At 44.3% G+C, this 16,405-nt stretch carries 22 protein-coding genes and 1 riboswitch; of the genes, 14 read left to right on the top strand and 8 right to left on the bottom strand.

Annotation, left to right across the window (positions count from 1 at the left end):
• Positions 1 to 166 precede the first annotated feature (166 nt).
• Both ABHN01_RS21415 and ABHN01_RS21410 read left to right on the top strand, forming a co-directional pair.
• A complete protein-coding gene (locus tag ABHN01_RS21415; RefSeq protein ID WP_429877199.1) occupies positions 167 to 1,129 on the top strand; it encodes a TIGR01212 family radical SAM protein in 963 nt (320 codons plus the stop codon).
• The gene (locus tag ABHN01_RS21410; protein WP_429877198.1) at positions 1,126 to 1,698 is read left to right on the top strand and encodes a class I SAM-dependent methyltransferase; all 573 of its coding nucleotides are present in this window, start codon (positions 1,126 to 1,128) and stop codon (positions 1,696 to 1,698) included. The genes ABHN01_RS21415 and ABHN01_RS21410 overlap by 4 nt, the downstream gene beginning before the upstream one ends.
• 39 nt (positions 1,699 to 1,737) lie before the next feature.
• On the opposite strand, the gene ABHN01_RS21405 is transcribed toward ABHN01_RS21410, so the two are convergent.
• A complete protein-coding gene (locus tag ABHN01_RS21405; RefSeq protein ID WP_429877197.1) occupies positions 1,738 to 2,802 on the bottom strand; it encodes a tetraprenyl-beta-curcumene synthase family protein in 1,065 nt (354 codons plus the stop codon).
• A 24-nt stretch (positions 2,803 to 2,826) separates the two neighbouring features.
• Positions 2,827 to 3,606, bottom strand: a complete 780-nt coding sequence (locus ABHN01_RS21400) for a lysophospholipase (protein ID WP_429877196.1) — start codon at positions 3,604 to 3,606, stop codon at positions 2,827 to 2,829.
• 233 nt (positions 3,607 to 3,839) lie between these two features.
• Here ABHN01_RS21400 and ABHN01_RS21395 point away from each other — a divergent pair, with 233 nt between their 5' ends.
• The gene (locus ABHN01_RS21395; RefSeq protein WP_290398633.1) at positions 3,840 to 4,358 is read left to right on the top strand and encodes a gamma carbonic anhydrase; all 519 of its coding nucleotides are present in this window, start codon (positions 3,840 to 3,842) and stop codon (positions 4,356 to 4,358) included.
• Here the strand turns inward: ABHN01_RS21395 and ABHN01_RS21390 are convergent.
• Positions 4,331 to 4,732, bottom strand: coding sequence for a VOC family protein (locus ABHN01_RS21390; protein ID WP_429877195.1), 402 nt, complete (start codon positions 4,730 to 4,732; stop codon positions 4,331 to 4,333). The genes ABHN01_RS21395 and ABHN01_RS21390 overlap by 28 nt on opposite strands.
• A 174-nt stretch (positions 4,733 to 4,906) precedes the next feature.
• On the opposite strand from ABHN01_RS21390, the gene ABHN01_RS21385 reads away from it, so the two are divergent.
• From ABHN01_RS21385 to ABHN01_RS21365, 5 genes are all read left to right on the top strand, one after another.
• The gene (locus ABHN01_RS21385) at positions 4,907 to 5,119 is read left to right on the top strand and encodes a spore coat associated protein CotJA (protein ID WP_290398631.1); all 213 of its coding nucleotides are present in this window, start codon (positions 4,907 to 4,909) and stop codon (positions 5,117 to 5,119) included.
• A gap of 6 nt (positions 5,120 to 5,125) precedes the next feature.
• The gene (locus ABHN01_RS21380) at positions 5,126 to 5,389 is read left to right on the top strand and encodes a spore coat protein CotJB (protein WP_290398630.1); all 264 of its coding nucleotides are present in this window, start codon (positions 5,126 to 5,128) and stop codon (positions 5,387 to 5,389) included.
• A gap of 24 nt (positions 5,390 to 5,413) precedes the next feature.
• Positions 5,414 to 5,983 (top strand): manganese catalase family protein, encoded by a 570-nt coding sequence (locus ABHN01_RS21375; RefSeq protein WP_429877194.1) that lies wholly within the window; start codon positions 5,414 to 5,416, stop codon positions 5,981 to 5,983.
• Positions 5,984 to 6,131: 148 nt separating this feature from the next.
• A complete protein-coding gene (locus ABHN01_RS21370; RefSeq protein ID WP_290398628.1) occupies positions 6,132 to 6,683 on the top strand; it encodes a phosphatase PAP2 family protein in 552 nt (183 codons plus the stop codon).
• Between the two features lie 17 nt (positions 6,684 to 6,700).
• A complete protein-coding gene (locus ABHN01_RS21365) occupies positions 6,701 to 6,844 on the top strand; it encodes a hypothetical protein (RefSeq protein ID WP_429877193.1) in 144 nt (47 codons plus the stop codon).
• 63 nt (positions 6,845 to 6,907) lie between these two features.
• On the opposite strand, the gene metK is transcribed toward ABHN01_RS21365, so the two are convergent.
• Positions 6,908 to 8,107 carry a methionine adenosyltransferase gene (gene metK / locus ABHN01_RS21360; protein ID WP_429877192.1) on the bottom strand — a complete coding sequence of 400 codons (1,200 nt, stop codon included), beginning with the start codon at positions 8,105 to 8,107 and terminating at the stop codon, positions 6,908 to 6,910.
• A 181-nt stretch (positions 8,108 to 8,288) separates the two neighbouring features.
• A riboswitch (SAM riboswitch) is annotated at positions 8,289 to 8,411 on the bottom strand.
• A 282-nt stretch (positions 8,412 to 8,693) separates the two neighbouring features.
• Between metK and pckA the strand changes: the two genes are divergently transcribed.
• Positions 8,694 to 10,277 carry a phosphoenolpyruvate carboxykinase (ATP) gene (gene pckA / locus ABHN01_RS21355; RefSeq protein WP_429877191.1) on the top strand — a complete coding sequence of 528 codons (1,584 nt, stop codon included), beginning with the start codon at positions 8,694 to 8,696 and terminating at the stop codon, positions 10,275 to 10,277.
• 94 nt (positions 10,278 to 10,371) lie between these two features.
• Positions 10,372 to 10,530 (top strand): hypothetical protein, encoded by a 159-nt coding sequence (locus ABHN01_RS21350; RefSeq protein WP_429877190.1) that lies wholly within the window; start codon positions 10,372 to 10,374, stop codon positions 10,528 to 10,530.
• 128 nt (positions 10,531 to 10,658) lie between these two features.
• On the opposite strand, the gene ABHN01_RS21345 is transcribed toward ABHN01_RS21350, so the two are convergent.
• Positions 10,659 to 11,456, bottom strand: coding sequence for an alpha/beta hydrolase family protein (locus ABHN01_RS21345; RefSeq protein ID WP_429877257.1), 798 nt, complete (start codon positions 11,454 to 11,456; stop codon positions 10,659 to 10,661).
• 120 nt (positions 11,457 to 11,576) lie between these two features.
• On the opposite strand from ABHN01_RS21345, the gene ABHN01_RS21340 reads away from it, so the two are divergent.
• From ABHN01_RS21340 to ABHN01_RS21330, 3 genes are read left to right on the top strand one after another with little or no spacing between them, the layout of a single operon-like run.
• A complete protein-coding gene (locus ABHN01_RS21340; RefSeq protein ID WP_429877189.1) occupies positions 11,577 to 12,590 on the top strand; it encodes an ABC transporter substrate-binding protein in 1,014 nt (337 codons plus the stop codon).
• 26 nt (positions 12,591 to 12,616) lie between these two features.
• Positions 12,617 to 13,396 carry an ABC transporter ATP-binding protein gene (locus ABHN01_RS21335; RefSeq protein ID WP_429877188.1) on the top strand — a complete coding sequence of 260 codons (780 nt, stop codon included), beginning with the start codon at positions 12,617 to 12,619 and terminating at the stop codon, positions 13,394 to 13,396.
• On the top strand, positions 13,383 to 14,183 hold the full coding sequence (locus tag ABHN01_RS21330) for an ABC transporter permease (RefSeq protein ID WP_290399056.1): 801 nt from the start codon (positions 13,383 to 13,385) through the stop codon (positions 14,181 to 14,183). Before ABHN01_RS21335 ends, ABHN01_RS21330 begins: the two co-directional genes overlap by 14 nt.
• Before the next feature lie 50 nt (positions 14,184 to 14,233).
• On the opposite strand, the gene ytkD is transcribed toward ABHN01_RS21330, so the two are convergent.
• From ytkD to ABHN01_RS21315, 3 genes are all read right to left on the bottom strand, one after another.
• Positions 14,234 to 14,710, bottom strand: a complete 477-nt coding sequence (ytkD, locus tag ABHN01_RS21325) for an RNA deprotection pyrophosphohydrolase (RefSeq protein WP_290398622.1) — start codon at positions 14,708 to 14,710, stop codon at positions 14,234 to 14,236.
• Positions 14,711 to 14,920: 210 nt separating this feature from the next.
• Positions 14,921 to 15,439, bottom strand: coding sequence for a hypothetical protein (locus ABHN01_RS21320; RefSeq protein WP_429877187.1), 519 nt, complete (start codon positions 15,437 to 15,439; stop codon positions 14,921 to 14,923).
• A 217-nt stretch (positions 15,440 to 15,656) separates the two neighbouring features.
• Positions 15,657 to 15,926 (bottom strand): holin, encoded by a 270-nt coding sequence (locus tag ABHN01_RS21315; protein ID WP_429877186.1) that lies wholly within the window; start codon positions 15,924 to 15,926, stop codon positions 15,657 to 15,659.
• A gap of 227 nt (positions 15,927 to 16,153) precedes the next feature.
• Here ABHN01_RS21315 and ABHN01_RS21310 point away from each other — a divergent pair, with 227 nt between their 5' ends.
• A complete protein-coding gene (locus ABHN01_RS21310) occupies positions 16,154 to 16,366 on the top strand; it encodes a hypothetical protein (RefSeq protein ID WP_090235103.1) in 213 nt (70 codons plus the stop codon).
• The last annotated feature ends 39 nt before the right edge of the window (positions 16,367 to 16,405 follow it).

The following is a 16,405-nucleotide window of genomic DNA, read 5'->3' as shown; positions in this document are numbered from 1 at the left end:
ATCAATAAAGAAATACCCTTAAGTATTGTAGAGCTTTTTATGCCCGGTGACAATCGGAAGACACGCCTAACCCCATAAATCCGCTCAAATTCTTCCTGTTGGAGATTTCCATCCCCCATGCTAAAATGGCTTGTAGTATGCAGAAGGATTGTAGGAGTGTGACACAATGTCTCAATCGATTATTCCCGCCTATTATGGCGATAAACGTTTTTATACATGGAACCAGCATTTGCGGCACCATTTTAAAGAGAAGATCATTAAAATTCCCCTGGATGGCGGGTTTGATTGCCCGAACCGTGACGGGAAAGCGGCTTTCGGAGGCTGTACCTTTTGTTCACAGAGCGGATCTGGTGATTTTGCAGGTGATCGGCGGGATGATTTGATCACACAGTTTAATACCGTAAAAGAACGCATGCACAGAAAATGGAAAAAAGGAAAATATATCGGATATTTTCAAGCCTTCTCGAATACATACGCGCCCGTTGAAAAACTTCGTGAAATGTTCGAGACGGTTTTGGAACAGGACGGCGTTGTCGGCCTGGCAATCGCAACACGCCCGGATTGTCTGCCGCATGACGTGGTGGAGTATCTAGCGGAGTTAAACAAACGCACCTATCTTTGGGTGGAACTCGGCCTGCAAACTGTACATGAGCGAACGGCACTTCTTATCAATCGCGCCCATGATTACAAAACCTATGTAGAAGGAGTAGAAAAGCTTCGCAAACATAATATTCGGGTATGCTCACACATTATTAACGGGCTTCCGCTGGAAACACCTGAAATGATGATGGAGACTGCGAGAGAAGTGGCCAAGCTAGATGTACAGGGCATCAAGATTCATCTTCTTCATTTGTTGAAAAAAACGCCGATGGTCAAGCAATACGATCAGGGAATGCTGGAGTTTCTCGACTTTGATACGTATGTACGGCTCGTCTGTGACCAGCTTGAAATCCTCCCCCCTGACATGATGATTCATCGTCTAACAGGGGACGGTCCCCCTGATCTTCTGATCGGACCGATGTGGAGCATGAACAAGTGGAGAGTACTGAATGCCATTGAATCCGAATTAGAGAGAAGAAACAGCTTTCAGGGAAAATATTATACAAAGGAAACGATAAAGCGATTATGAGAATACAGGGAATCCTTCCATTCGCCCGAACATTGCTGGAAAGTGCCGCTTCAAAGGGCAGTGCTGTGATTGATGCTACCTGCGGGAACGGCCATGACACCCTCTTCCTTTCCCGTCTGGTCGGCAGCGAAGGAACAGTGTTTGGATTTGATATACAAGAAGAGGCGATTGTGAATACGAGAAAACGTCTGTTGGAACAAAAAGCTGAAGATAATGTTACCCTTTTTCATACTGGACATCATCAAATGAAAATGCACATCCCTGGTTCCTTCTATGGAAAAATTGACGCTGCTGTGTTTAATCTCGGCTATTTGCCAGGAGGGGACAAAGAAATTGTAACAAAAGGTGAATCGACCATCCAAGCTTTGAACCAGCTGTTCGACCTGCTGGCTCCAGGGGGAATGGCGGTATTGGTGATCTACCACGGACATCCGGAAGGCAAAACAGAAAAAGAAGCGGTTATGGAATATGTACGGTCACTCGATCAGCAAAAAGCTCATGTCCTGCAGTATGGATTCATCAACCAAAAGAACGATCCTCCCTTTATTGTAGCGATCGAAAAAAGATAAAAAGGGAGGGGACCTGCTTCTGCAGCTCCCCTCCTTTTTTTAGATTGACGGCCGTAATCGCTGCATCAGTCTCCGGTTCATATAGAAAAAGAAAGTATACGTTCCGCCCATTCTCATGATTTTTCCTGCAGCCTTTTTGATTCCTGGATGGCGGTCCACTTTCTGGTCAGCCAGATAGATTCCGAGCAGTCCCCGGTTGATCAATTTATGAAACTTTCGGTCTGGCAGCCGGTCAATACTGTTGTCCGCTTGCTGAACAAAGTGCCCAAATCGCTCGAGAAGCTGATTGCCGTTTTCATAGTACGAGCAAAAATTCAGGTCGCCGCCCTCTTTGTCCTCTTCTTGGTCCACAAAATAATCGAGCAGAATATGAAGGCCTTGCACCCAAGGAAAATAGCCATTCTTAATGACTTCCACCTGTTCATTCGTCAGATTTTGATGGGAAGCATAAGATACAAGGCAAAATATGCCGAGCGTTGAGCCGGTACAGGCTGAGAATTCATACCAGCTCATGGCAGGAATAGAATCTTTATGATTGCTGAACCACTCCTGGAGCCGCGGAACTCTTTCTTCAAAGATCACATGCTTATGTATTTGCAGATCACAATAATAGCGAGCCAAATCAAGCAATGAATCTGAAATGGCGCTGTAATACGGAATCTCACTTAAAACGGTCTGGCATGTCCGGACGAGGCTCCATAAATAATCCCCGTCGCTCTGGTCTTCCCTCATGCGATAGTAATTTTTGCGCTCGGCGCCGGGGGTCAAGGCATGGAGCATGGATTCATGGAGAGCCTCAAAATCCAGCGGGTCCAGAGATGTGCTTCGGTCGCAAAGGTTATCCAGATAATCACTGATCGTTTGATAAGCCACTACAAATTCGATCACTTTTTTTCGCTGATCTCCAGCCAGGAGGGCCAAAATCGAACCTCCCTGGCAATGAAACTCTTTTGTATCAATACTCATCAATGCCTGTTTTCTAAGTTCATCGTTAGGAATCAATTCTGCTTTTTCACGCCATTGTTCAAGAAAAAAAGATACGTCGGGCAGAACATTGCGATAGATGCGATACATTAATGCCCATGGTTGATTCGGTACACTCATTCATTTCCCACCTCTTGCCAAAAATCAAAAATGCAGATTTAAATACGATTTAATAAATTTAAAGACGTCGTCCCTTTCCGGTTCATTCAATACTTCATGGTACAGACCGGGATACTCTCTGTACATTTTATCATGCAGCTCAAGCCGGTTGAACCAGTCACGAACGGCCAGTTTGTCAACGATCCGGTCATCGCCCGCCTGAATAACCAGCAGCGGGATGTTGGGAAAACGGGCAGTGTCCCGATTCGCCAGTTTCATAGCATTCACAAGTTCCCGATACCATCTGACAGAAACACGGTCTACCAAAAGGGTATCCATCGAATCCCGAAGCAATACTTGCTCATTTCTTGTTTTATGAACAGGTTCGATGTTAGCAGCAAATTTAACAGATGGCGCCACTTTATTCAACACTCTCGATAAGGTATCGATCCCCTTAGAAGGCTGGCTTGCCAGCCCTAGACAAGGAGATGAAAGAATCATGCCTTTAATAGGAAGAGATCTTTCCGTAACCGCACGGATACTAGCGAGCCCTCCCATACTGTGCCCAAAGAGAAATACAGGGAGATCGTAGCCGTCGACTTCGCTGATCCAGGATTCAATCGCCGTAATGTATTCATCAAACGAATCAATGTGTCCCCTGCGGCGTGTTGTAGTCCCCTGACCCGGAAGATCCCCCATCTGGACATGAAAGCCGGCAAGATTAAACTGCCGAATGACCCATTCGTACCGTCCATGGTATTCGCCCGCCCCATGGACCATAATAACGACGCCTTTAGCTTCGTCTTTCGATTCCCACTTCCACATAACGCTATCCCCTTCCCGAAATCATTTTCATTTAATATTTCATTTGATAGAATAGGTAGAAAAGCTGAAGCGGCTCGGTCAAAAGCGAAGGCTGTTGGAGTTTTTGAACACAAATACGTTTTTTGTATTTTGTGAAAGAGCGAAACGGCCTAGCTTTTAGCCGCTGAAGCTGGATCAAGAAAAGCTGAGACGCCCTGATTTTATCATTTTAAACGAAAATAGGATGTGATATTTTGATTTACCCTTTTAACGGAAAACACCCAGTAATCGCAGAGAGCGCCTATATTGCAGATTATGTAACCATAACTGGCGATGTTACGATTGGTGAATACAGTTCTATCTGGTTTAACACGTCGATACGTGGAGATGTCTCTCCTACTATCATTGGCAAACGCGTCAATGTTCAGGACAACTCGGTTCTTCACCAGAGCCCGAAACGGCCTCTTATATTGGAGGACGGAGTAACCGTAGGACACAGCGTAATCTTACACAGCAGTATTATTCGAAAAAACGCACTCATCGGCATGGGATCTCTAATCCTTGATGGGGCTGAAATTGGTGAAGGAGCGTTCATCGGAGCCGGCAGCCTCGTACCACCAGGCAAAAAAATCCCCCCCAACACACTTGCTTTTGGCCGTCCGGCAAAAGTCATCCGTGAACTGAATGCGGAAGATATTGCCGACATGGACAGGATCCGCCGTGAATACCAAGAAAAAGGGCAATATTATAAATCTCTTTCAGAAACAGACTGACGCTCCCCGTTAAACTCTATTAGATTCCCGTCTGGATCGCTGACATAAACCTGATGCCAAGGTGTCTTATTTTCCGGCTTATTTAAATAAGGAATATGATGGTGGTCCAGTTTTTTTAATAACCTTGGAATATCTTTGACACGGACGGCAAAATGGCCGTCTCTGCTGTCCAATTCATCGGTTCCCCTCAATACTTTTCCTTTTGGATTCGTGATCAAATGCAGCTGTGTCCCCCCAAAATCATACCAAACACCAGGAAACGCGAACTGCGGGCGCTCTTCGCTTGCCGAAAAGCCCAAAATCCCCTCGTAAAAATAAAGCGCCTTTTTTAAATCTGTAACAACCAGTGATACGTGGTGAACTCCTTCGTACATGGTTTCTCCTTTCGTCTCTCAGTGATTTTCCGTTCGTCTAATTTCCTGTTCCTGATAAATCATACCATAAGATGATTTCTTATTTAAACGGTAGGCTCTGTACCGATAAAAAAGACATAATCCACACCGTTAGAAAATAGTTTAGAAAGAGTACTATGTTTGGAGGTGAACCGTTTGAAATATGTAAAATCCTATGTTCCTTACCACAGCCCTTTCGATCCCTGCCCTCCTATTGGAAAAAAATATTATCGCACTCCTCCGCATTTGTATATGACATTTCAACCGTACAACCTGCCCCAGTTCTCACCGCAAGAGGCCTTAAAAAAAGGGACACTTTGGCCTGCACTTTATGATTACTATGAAAATCCATATGACAGGAGGAGTTGAACCGGAATGGAAACGAACCTTCCAGCTGAGTACTATCAGCTCCTAGAGGAATTGCAGGCGGTGGACTTTGTCCTTGTCGAATTGACACTTTATTTGGATACCCATCCAAATGACACGGCCAGCATACAGCAGTTCAATCACTATGCCCAGGAAAGAAAGAAGCTCAAGAAAGCCATCGAGTCCAAATATGGGCCGATGCAGCAATATGGGAACAGTTATTCAGGAACTCCGTGGGATTGGAACAAAGCACCTTGGCCGTGGCAAGTATAAATGTAAAAGCATGGGAGGACCACTATGTGGATTTATGAAAAAAAACTGCAGTACCCCGTTAAGGTCAGTACATGCAATCCGAGGCTTGCTAAGTTTTTGGTTGAACAATACGGCGGAGCAGACGGGGAGCTCGCAGCGGCATTACGGTATTTGAATCAGCGGTATACAATACCCGACAAGGTCATTGGCTTGTTAACCGACATAGGAACAGAGGAGTTTGCCCATCTTGAGATGATTGCCACGATGATCTATAAATTAACAAAGGATGCCACTCCCCAGCAAATGCGCGATGCCGGACTAGACGCGCACTATGCCAACCATGACAGCGCACTTTTTTATCATAATGCGGACGGTGTCCCATTTACGGCAGCTTATATTCAAGCCAAAGGAGACCCGATCGCCGACCTTTACGAAGACATTGCGGCAGAGGAAAAAGCACGAGCTACTTATCAATGGCTCATCGATATGTCCGATGATCCAGATCTCAACGACGGGCTTAGATTTTTGCGGGAAAGGGAGATCATCCACTCCATGCGGTTTCGTGAAGCGGCTGAAATCCTTAAACAAGAACGTGATCAGAAGGTTTTCTTTTAACCTCTATTCGCTAAAAGCTGTGAACCGCTGGAATCCTTTCCAGACGGTTTTTTCATTTATTAACAATTTCTTCACACTGCCTTTAAACATCTTCAATATTCCTCTTGTACGCTGAAAGAGAAATCGTTATAAAGCAAGGAGGACTTCCATGGCAAGAGTAACCGGCTGGATCTATGAAAAGGAATGTGATGTGTTTAAATGGGTGAACGGCCGACTGCAGCACCGTTTGCTGGACAAGTATTTCAATGTGATCACACATCTTGGCGGAGCGACATGCACGATTCTAACTACACTGCTTCTCCTGCTTTCTGTTCCTGCCGATCTCAAGAAATTTGCTGCAGCAGGAGTTCTGTCTCTTGTTCTCAGCCACATTCCGGTGGCGATCTCCAAGAAATGCTACCCGCGGAAACGTCCTTATTTAATGATTCCGGGTACTAAGACCTTCAGCAATCCACTGAAGGACCACTCCTTCCCTTCAGGGCATACGACCGCAATTTTTTCGGTCATCGTCCCGCTCGCCTTTATCCACCCCGGATTGCTCGCCATTCTGCTTCCGCTCGGATTATCAGTTGGCATGTCGCGTATGTACCTTGGCCTTCATTATCCAACAGATGTACTCGCTGGAATGATCCTTGGGATCAGTTCAGGAATTTTTTCCGTGTTCTTGTTTAATGTTTATCTCGTTCCTTACTTTTTATAAAAATTAGGAGGGGTTACATGAAAAAAGCACCACAGGAAAACCGTTTGATGATTGTGAAAGAAATCAGGCCCGATCTCAATCCAAGCATCACACCACCTGCAATCTTCAAGCTTCCTGTATTCATGAAACCCTTCGAGCATAAACCTCCAGATATAATGTAAAGGTGCCTGGCACATAATTTAATACGTAAAAAAACCGGCCCTGCGGCCGGCTTTTTCATGTGATTATGCCTTAGCTTGTTCTTTAAGTGCTGCGGCTTTGTCCGTTTTTTCCCAAGGAAGCTCAACATCTGTACGGCCGAAGTGTCCGTAAGCCGCTGTCTGTTTGTAGATCGGACGGCGAAGGTCGAGCATTTTGATGATTCCAGCAGGACGAAGATCAAAGTTTTTGCGAACAAGATCAACGAGTACTTCTTCAGAAACTTTTCCAGTTTCAAATGTGTTAACCGCAATGGATACAGGCTGTGCAACGCCGATCGCGTAGGCAAGCTGTACTTCAACTTTGTCAGCGAGGCCTGAGGCAACGATGTTCTTCGCTACATAACGGGCAGCGTAAGCCGCAGAACGGTCAACTTTAGTTGCATCTTTACCGGAGAATGCTCCGCCGCCGTGGCGAGCATATCCGCCGTACGTATCAACAATGATCTTACGTCCAGTCAATCCCGCGTCCCCTTGTGGACCGCCGATAACGAAACGGCCTGTCGGATTGATGAAGTATTTTGTGTTTTCGTCGATAAATTCTGATGGTACAACAGGCTTGATGACTTGTTCTTTAATGTCTGCTTGAATTTGCTCAAGTGTAATTTCAGGGTGGTGCTGAGTTGAGATAACGATCGTATCGATTCGAACCGGTTTGTCATTCTCATCATATTCCACTGTTACTTGCGTTTTACCATCCGGACGAAGGTAAGGTACCTCTTCTGTTTTACGCACTTCAGCCAATCGGCGGGACAGACGGTGTGCCAAAGAAATCGGAAGCGGCATAAGTTCAGGTGTTTCATTATTCGCATAACCGAACATTAGACCTTGGTCACCAGCACCGATCGCTTCGATTTCTTCATCAGTCATCGAACCTTCCCTAGCTTCAAGCGCTTGGTCAACACCCATCGCGATATCAGCTGACTGTTCATCAATTGATGTTAGAACGGCGCATGTTTCAGAATCAAAACCGTATTTTGCGCGGTCATAGCCGATTTCTTTGATCGTTTCGCGAACGACTTTCGGAATATCAACATAAGTAGATGTGGTGATTTCACCAGCAACAAGCACAAGGCCTGTCGTTACGGATGTTTCACAAGCTACACGGGCATTCGGATCGTTAGCCAGTATTTCATCAAGGATGGCATCGGAAATTTGGTCACAAATTTTATCTGGATGTCCTTCCGTAACAGATTCAGATGTAAAAAGACGACGACTTTTAGACAATTGAGATATCCTCCTTCTCTACCGCTAGAATAGAGCAAATTTTAATAAGATACGGTACTCATTCCTATATGTGATACTTCTTTTTATTAATAATTTCTTCAAACCATTTTAAGACATAAAAAAAGCCTTTCCCTGACCAAAAAATAACACGAGGGAAAAGGTCTTATGACTACGCCTTCACCTCTTATTTTTCAAGGTTTTTTTCACCTTGCAGGTTAGCACCTTTTCACTTCGCTTGTTAGGTGATGAAGTGTCGGTTGCTGGGTTTCATAGGGCCTGTCCCTCCACCTACTCGGAATAAGAGTAGCCGTTCCCGAAATATAATAGCGCAGTTCGACAAACATGTCAACTTGAAAAGCAGCAATTTCCCGCAACCGCCGGGTTCTGCCGATCCGCTAAATTGACGTTTCTCCTATTATATTGGTAGGATTACGCTTTTTTTAAACAAAGAGCCTGATTCATGAACCAATTTACAAACTGTTAAATAAAATAGTATACATTATTAGTTTTAATGTGTTATACTATTTACAAATTTACTTCCGATAATAATGATAAATATATTTCTTAAAAGGATGGTTTTGCGAACATGAATACGGTTGATTTAACGACGACTTTAGACGATATTCTATCCAGTGCGGCTGCTCAAGAAAATCTCCCTGTGCCTATGTTAGTTGAAAAAGCGCTGCTCCGCAATGAAGGAATTTTATCTTCGACCGGTGCTCTCAGAGCCACTACTGGAAAATATACAGGACGCTCTCCTGAAGACAAATTCATCGTGGAAGAAGCGAGCACACGAAATAAAATAAATTGGGGCAAAATCAATAAGCCTTTTAACGAAGAAAAATTTGAACAGCTCTATAAAAAAGTACTCCATTACTTAGGACAAAAAGAAGAATTATTTGTCTTTAAAGGTTTTGCGGGTGCAGACCACGCATACAGGCTGCCTATTCAGGTCATCAATGAATTCGCTTGGCATAACCTGTTTGCGCACCAAATGTTTATCCGTCCGACAGCTGAGGAGCTAAAAGAAATCGAACCGGGATTCACTGTTATATCTGCACCAGGATTTCAAGCCGACCCTTCAGTAGACGGCACCAATTCCGAAACTTTCATTATTATATCATTTGAAAAGCGTATTGTATTGATCGGAGGTACGGAATATGCAGGAGAAATTAAAAAGTCCATTTTCTCTGTGATGAACTACGTTCTTCCTGAAAAAGGGATCCTTTCTATGCACTGCTCCGCAAACGTAGGACAGGAGGGCGATGTTGCGCTGTTCTTCGGATTATCCGGTACGGGTAAAACCACGCTGTCCGCAGATCCTCATCGTTCCTTGATCGGTGATGACGAACATGGCTGGGCGAATACAGGTGTGTTTAATATTGAAGGCGGCTGCTATGCAAAGTGCATCAACCTTTCTGAAGAAAAAGAACCGCAGATCTGGAATGCCATCCGATTTGGAAGCGTTCTCGAGAATGTCGTCCTTGATTATGAAACACGTGTAGGCGATTATGACGATGGCGCGCTGACAGAAAATACAAGAGCTGCCTATCCGATTCAGGCGATTCCGAATATTATTCAGCCTAGTGTTGCTGGCCACCCTAACACGATTATCTTTTTGACAGCGGATGCTTTCGGCGTTTTGCCTCCAATCAGTAAACTGACAAAAGAGCAGGCTATGTACCATTTCCTTTCCGGCTATACGAGTAAACTTGCCGGAACTGAACGAGGAATCACATCTCCTCAAGCCACCTTCTCAACCTGCTTCGGCGCACCGTTCCTTCCATTGGAAGCAACCGTTTACGCCGAAATGCTAGGAGAAAAAATCGACCATCATGAAGTTGAAGTCTACCTGGTGAATACCGGATGGTCTGGCGGAGAATACGGCGTAGGCAAACGGATGAACCTTTCTTACACAAGAGCTATGGTTCAGGCCGCTCTTCAAGGAGAATTAAAATCAGTTGAAACGGTAACAGACCCTATTTTCGGACTTCATACACCCGTACATTGCCCTGGTGTTCCTGATCAAGTACTTCAGCCTAAAAGGACTTGGGAGAACCAGGAAGATTACGACCGTAAAGCAAAAGAGCTTGCGAACAAATTCAAAGAAAACTTTTCGAAGTTCAACCATGCTCCTGCAGAAATTAAGAGTGCAGGGCCGCTTGTCTAAAAAGAAAAGCGTAAATATCAGGTGCCAGGCACCCGTTTTTGACACATGTCAAAAGCCGGTGCCTGGCACCTTTTTTTAAAGGAAAATCTCCTTAGTGCGGCAATCGTTGAATACGGGATCACGCATTGGCGCCGACCGAAAAAACAGGGAGTACGTTGCGAAACGGTACGAGAGTGCAGCCCGTATTTTTAACGCTCTTATTCAAAAGGGTGTGGACCGTGGAGAGTTTAAACCGATGGCCCCGGGTTTATGATCAACTTTCTGGATGGGGCCGCCATTTCCGCGATTAGTGTGACGCATGACCTCATGCGTACAGGGAAACAGATGGATCTTTTTGAATCCACATTAAAAATGATGCTCAATGTACAAAAGCCGGACTTGTTACAAGGGTGACAGATCCGGCTTTTCTCCGTTTTGCGTTTTCATCCATTCGCAAAAGGCAAACGTGATCTTTCGATTTTCTTGCGGCGGAAAATGATGTGTATATTGCGGATAGAACCATGTTTCTACTCTTTTATTTGGCTCCAGGCATTCTTTGAGCATTAAGGAGTGCTGAAGACTCACATTTTCATCCCGGCACCCGTGGATCAATAAAAGGGGGACGTCAAGTCCCTCACAAAAGTATACAGGTGAGCGCAACCTGTAGGCCTCCGGATTTTTAGCGGGAGTGCCGCCTATGACCCTTTTCATCATCTTTCTCAGGTCTACTCGTTCCTCATAGGTAAGAGCCATGTCAGAAACGCCGCCCCAAATGACAACAGAACGAGCTTCAGGAAATCTAAGCGCCGTGAAAAACGCCATCGGACCACCTCTGGAAAACCCAAAGATATGTAATTGCTCCCGATTAACTGAAGGAAGTGATCGGAGCATCTCAAACGCGTGAAACGCATCGTAACGGTCTGCTCCGCAAAAATCTTCACGCCCCTCCCCGCCTTCATTTCCGCGATAAAAAGGAGCCATCACCACAAACCCCTGCGAAGCAAGCTGGATGATCCTGGGAATCCGGACCATCCCCACTTTTTTTATCCCCCCGCGCAAATATAAAAATCCCGGAAGCGGACGCTGGTGCTCTGGAATAGCTAACAGCCCTTTTATCGTTAATCCTTCACTTTTATAGGAAACTTTGAATAACGTAATCTGTGGATGCGGTGAAGGAAATCTTTGTGCATGAGTGATCAGGCTGCTTCCTAACAATACGTATCTCTCCTTTTTTCTAATAGGCTAACACACAATTTTTCAACTCACATAAAGTATTACATGAAAAGCAAAACTTCATTCGAACAAAAAGGAGGCCCACCCTTGAAACGGATAAAAGCCCATTTCATGCTCTGTTTCACACTGCTTGTTGCCACATGTCTTCTATTTTCGGCATGCTCGTCTGATAACTCCGAAGAACAAAAACGGGACAAAGTGAGGATTGCGGAGGTTACCCGCTCGATTTTCTATGCTCCCCAATATGTTGCCATCGAAAAGGGGTTCTTTAAAGATGAAGGCATTGATATCGATCTAAAAACGACGTGGGGCGGCGACAAAACGATGACGGCCCTGCTGTCAAATGGAGCGGATATCGCCCTAGTAGGTTCTGAAACTTCCATTTACGTTGATGCCCAGGGCAGCAGTGACCCGGTCATCAATTTTGCACAGCTGACCCAGACAGACGGAACGTTCCTGGTGGCAAGGAAAAAGCCAAAATATTTTTCCTGGGATCAGTTGAAAGGCAGTACATTCCTCGGCCAAAGGAAAGGCGGAATGCCTCAGATGGCCGGTGAGTACAGTTTGAAGAAGCACGGAATTAACCCACATAAAGATATGAAGCTGATTCAGAACATTGATTATGCGAATATCCCGAACGCCTTTGCTTCAGGAACCGGCGATTATGTACAGCTTTTTGAACCCCAGGCCAGCCTTTTTGAACAAAAAGGCATCGGGTATGTTGTTGCATCCTTTGGAGAAGAATCCGGCAAGCTTCCTTACACGTCTTACATGACAAAACAAAGCTATATGAAAAAAAACAGCGATGTACTCAAACGCTTTACACGGGCACTCTATAAAGCCCAGCTTTATGTGGAAACACATACCGCCAAAGAAACAGCCGCTATTATCGCCCCACACTTTGAAGATACATCGGTTGATCTCATCGAAAAGGTAGTCGACCGCTATAAAGGACAACACAGCTATGCGGTCAATCCAATCCTTGAAGAAGGAGCCTGGAACAATCTGCAATCCGTTATGAAGGAAGCGGGAGAACTTCCAAAAAAAGCAGACTACAACAAACTGGTCAACACCACCTTCTCCCGTGATGCAACGAAATAAACCATAAATATAATGGAGGGATCATAGTGGCCTTCTTACAATTGAAATCGGTTGGTCAAACTTACTTTTCCAAGCAAACGGCCACGACTGCACTGGAGGACATAACTCTCTCTGTTTCGGAGGGAGAGTTTGTTTCTTTTCTCGGACCGAGCGGCTGTGGAAAATCAACGCTGCTATCCATCATTGCGGGACTTCTGCGGCCTACCTCGGGAACTGTTACTCTGCGAAACCAGATCATTAAAGAACCTCATGCCAAAATCGGCTATATGCTGCAGCAAGATTACTTGTTTCCCTGGAAAACCATTAAAGACAACATAATGGTAGGATTAAAGCTTCAAAATTGCCTAACGAAAGAACGTATAGACTATACATTTTCACTTATGAAAGAAATCGGACTGCACGATACCCTCGACCAATATCCGAGCGAACTATCTGGCGGAATGAGACAGCGCGTCGCTTTAGTGAGGACACTTGCCACCAGCCCCCAGATCCTGCTGCTGGATGAACCGTTCTCAGCCCTTGACTTCCAGACGAAACTTAAGCTGGAAGACCTGGTTGCCTCTACGCTGAGTGAGCATGGCAAAACAGCTATTCTCGTAACACATGATATCGGTGAAGCGATCGCCATGAGCGACCGGATCATCTTATTTTCCACGAAACCCGGTCGGATCTTCCGAACGTTTCCTGTGTCCGGTCACCTCCGCAAACGTCTGCCATTTGAAGCACGCCAGCATCCGGATTACTCGGTCATGTTCCAGCAAATATGGGAGGAGTTGGAGCAAATTGAACAAAATGATACCGAATAAGGCCCACTCTGACTATTTGCAGAAATTACGAAAGCGAACGATCCAAGTGAAGGTTTCACAGTTCCTGATCTTTATTGTGTTCTTCGGCTTATGGCAATATAGTTCTGATCAGAAATGGATCGATCCCCTCCTTTTTAGCTCCCCGATTAAAATCGTAAAGCTGTTGGCTGAAAAAATTTCTGACGGAACCGTATTCGTTCATATTGGCATGACGCTGACAGAGACCGTTTTCGGTTTTCTGCTCGGTACGCTGATCGGAACTTTGCTGGCCGCTCTGATCTGGTGGTTCCCTTTTCTGTCAAGAGTACTGGATCCCTACTTGGTCGTTCTGAATGCCATGCCTAAGGTTGCCATCGGACCTATTCTGATTGTTGCCCTCGGGCCAAATCTGACATCCATCGTGGCCATGGGGATATTGATCTCAGTCATTATTACAACGATTGTTATCTACACAGCATTTACGAATGTTGAACCAAATTATGTAAAGGTCATTCGATCATTCGGCGGCACTAAATTCCAGTGCTTTAAAGAGGTAATCCTTCCCGCCTGCTTTCCTGCCATCATTTCCTCGTTAAAAGTCAATGTCGGCTTATCGTGGGTAGGAGTCATTGTGGGAGAATTTCTTGTATCAAAGGAAGGTCTCGGATATCTCATCATCTATGGATTTCAGGTTTTCAACTTCACACTTGTCCTGATGAGCCTTCTGATCATTGCGTTCCTGGCTACCATCATGTATCAGCTGGTTGAAGCACTCGAAAAGAAATTGATCAAAAACCGGATTTCTTAACCAATAACACAAGAAAACAGCAGACTGCTAAACCAGCTGCTGTTTTTATTTTATAAAAATTTTTCTTTTGTATGCTGAAGGCTTTGAATAAGCACTTGATCCTTCATCATAAAACTGAATTTCCTTTCGCCATCAAAGGATTCCGGCAGCGTTTCGAAAAAAACCGGACCATTGGTTTCATAATAACGATCCTTCAGCAAAATTTTATCTACAGTAGCATAATAGATGTTCTTAATAATCATTCCTCCCTTTCCATCCACCTTGTATTGACCAAGATAATGAAGGGAGGATACGTGGCCCCCGGTCTCCTCAAAAACTTCGCGGACCGCAGCTTGATCTGCTGTTTCTCCAGGTTCAACCTTGCCGCCGGGAAATTCGATTCCCCGCCGAGGATGCTCTGTCAAAAGCCATTGCCCCCGGAATCGGCACAGTACCCAGACATGCTTCGGATCTTTTGAGAACGGGTGATCTTCAAAAGAAAGTTTAACCGTATTGTCGTAGTAATCTTTAAAAATTATCGGTTCCATTGTTTAGTTACTCCAAATCGCTAGGTTATGTCCATTGTAAATAAGGAAGCATACATTTGTCCAATCCCATAAAGGACTTTACTGACTATTATTTTATTTTCTTTTCATTTTTATGAAAAGTGCTGAGTAACCGATTGATGAGCCATCTGAAACGGAAATCATATGCTTAACATACAAAAACGCATGAGGATTCTCATGCGTCTTTTGGCATTAGTTAATGGAGGCAAAAGTAATGACCCAATGGCTATTAACTTTTTCAAAACCAAGTGTTATACTATACTCCCCGTATAAATCACTTTTGTTTTTTTGAATGAGGTGATAGGATGTACCGGATAATTTTTTCAACTCGTAGGGTTTGTCTTTCTCCACCCACGGAGGGAGATCTGTAGGTATGATATATAGTTTGCCGCTTCTTTCTTCGAACATTCCATTCACATAATCGCTTGCTATTTTTTTGGAAGCGATACTGCTTAAATTACGAATAAGTTCCTCTTTGCTGGAATATTCTTTCACTCTATATTGCTCATCAACTTGAGGGGTCAGCTTTTGAATGAATTCCTGAGATAATTTCATGGCATCCGGTTTAGGAGCAGCTGTTTCCTCTGCTAACGCTCGCTGTTCCATAAATGAAACCGGCTGATCATGTGCGCCTGGTGAATGTGTCAAATAACCCGGAGATGCAAAAACAGCCAACATTACTATTAAAAAACTGGTTGCATAATACTTCACTTCGGTTCACCACCCTGTATTTTTTAATAAAATGTGTACTTAAAGTAAAACATTCCTTAAAAGGGGCAAAGGAAAACCTCTTTTTCTAACTCTTTCATTCTGGATGTTTCAGTATTTCTCCAACAATGCGTCTATTCCTTGTTTCTCGGGAAAATCACATCCATCCTCCCGCACAAAAAAATACGACTATGACTATAGTCGTATCATGTAAGACGATCTATCCTGCTTTCCGGCTTGCTTTTCCTGAGCTCCTTTTACCCAGTTCATACAATCCTGTAGCAGCAAGTCCAGCGATTCCTCCGGACCACAACCTGAGAACAACCGTCATTTCGGTAAATGGATAAGCAAGAATTCCAACAATGATTCCAATGAAAAAGCTGATTAATGGAATGAATCTTTTCTTTATGGGGAAAGTACGTTTTAACAGCTGTACCAAGCCCGTTACGAGAGGCGTTAAAAGTGAGGCAAACGTCACAATGTGTTCCATTCCTCATCCTCCTTTGCTTTTTCATCTTCTTATGTTCAAACTCGGAACGATAGTTAATAAGTTCAACCCCGAACCCGTAAATACCTTCTGTTTAAAAAAATCCGTAATGTCCCATACCGGTGCAATTCTAACGCATAAACTAAATTTGTTGGAAACGATTTACGTTCCATCAATATGTGTATACTAAGCGAGAGACAGAGAAACAAAGCATAACAGGAGTGAATGGCATGAGAAGAGAAGATGATCTGTATTTAATAATGCTAGAATCCAATGAACTTACATGGTGGGAGTATGCAAGAAAGGTATCACCCAACGTGCGCCCCAAACAGTACAAAACCTATTGGTCTTTTTTAAAAAATAAAGGTAAGCTTCCTAAAAGATTAGTGAAAGAAGCGGAATGGAGAATGGAAGCCCGGAGAAAAGGCTTGCTCGATTCATAAATAAAAAAATAACCCCTCGTTCTGATCTGAACCCAAAAA

It is taken from the genome of Fictibacillus sp. NRS-1165, assembly GCF_050468105.1.
Classification (GTDB): Bacteria; Bacillota; Bacilli; order Bacillales; family Fictibacillaceae; genus Fictibacillus_C; species Fictibacillus_C terrinigri.
This window is presented reverse-complemented; position numbering and strand designations above follow the sequence as displayed.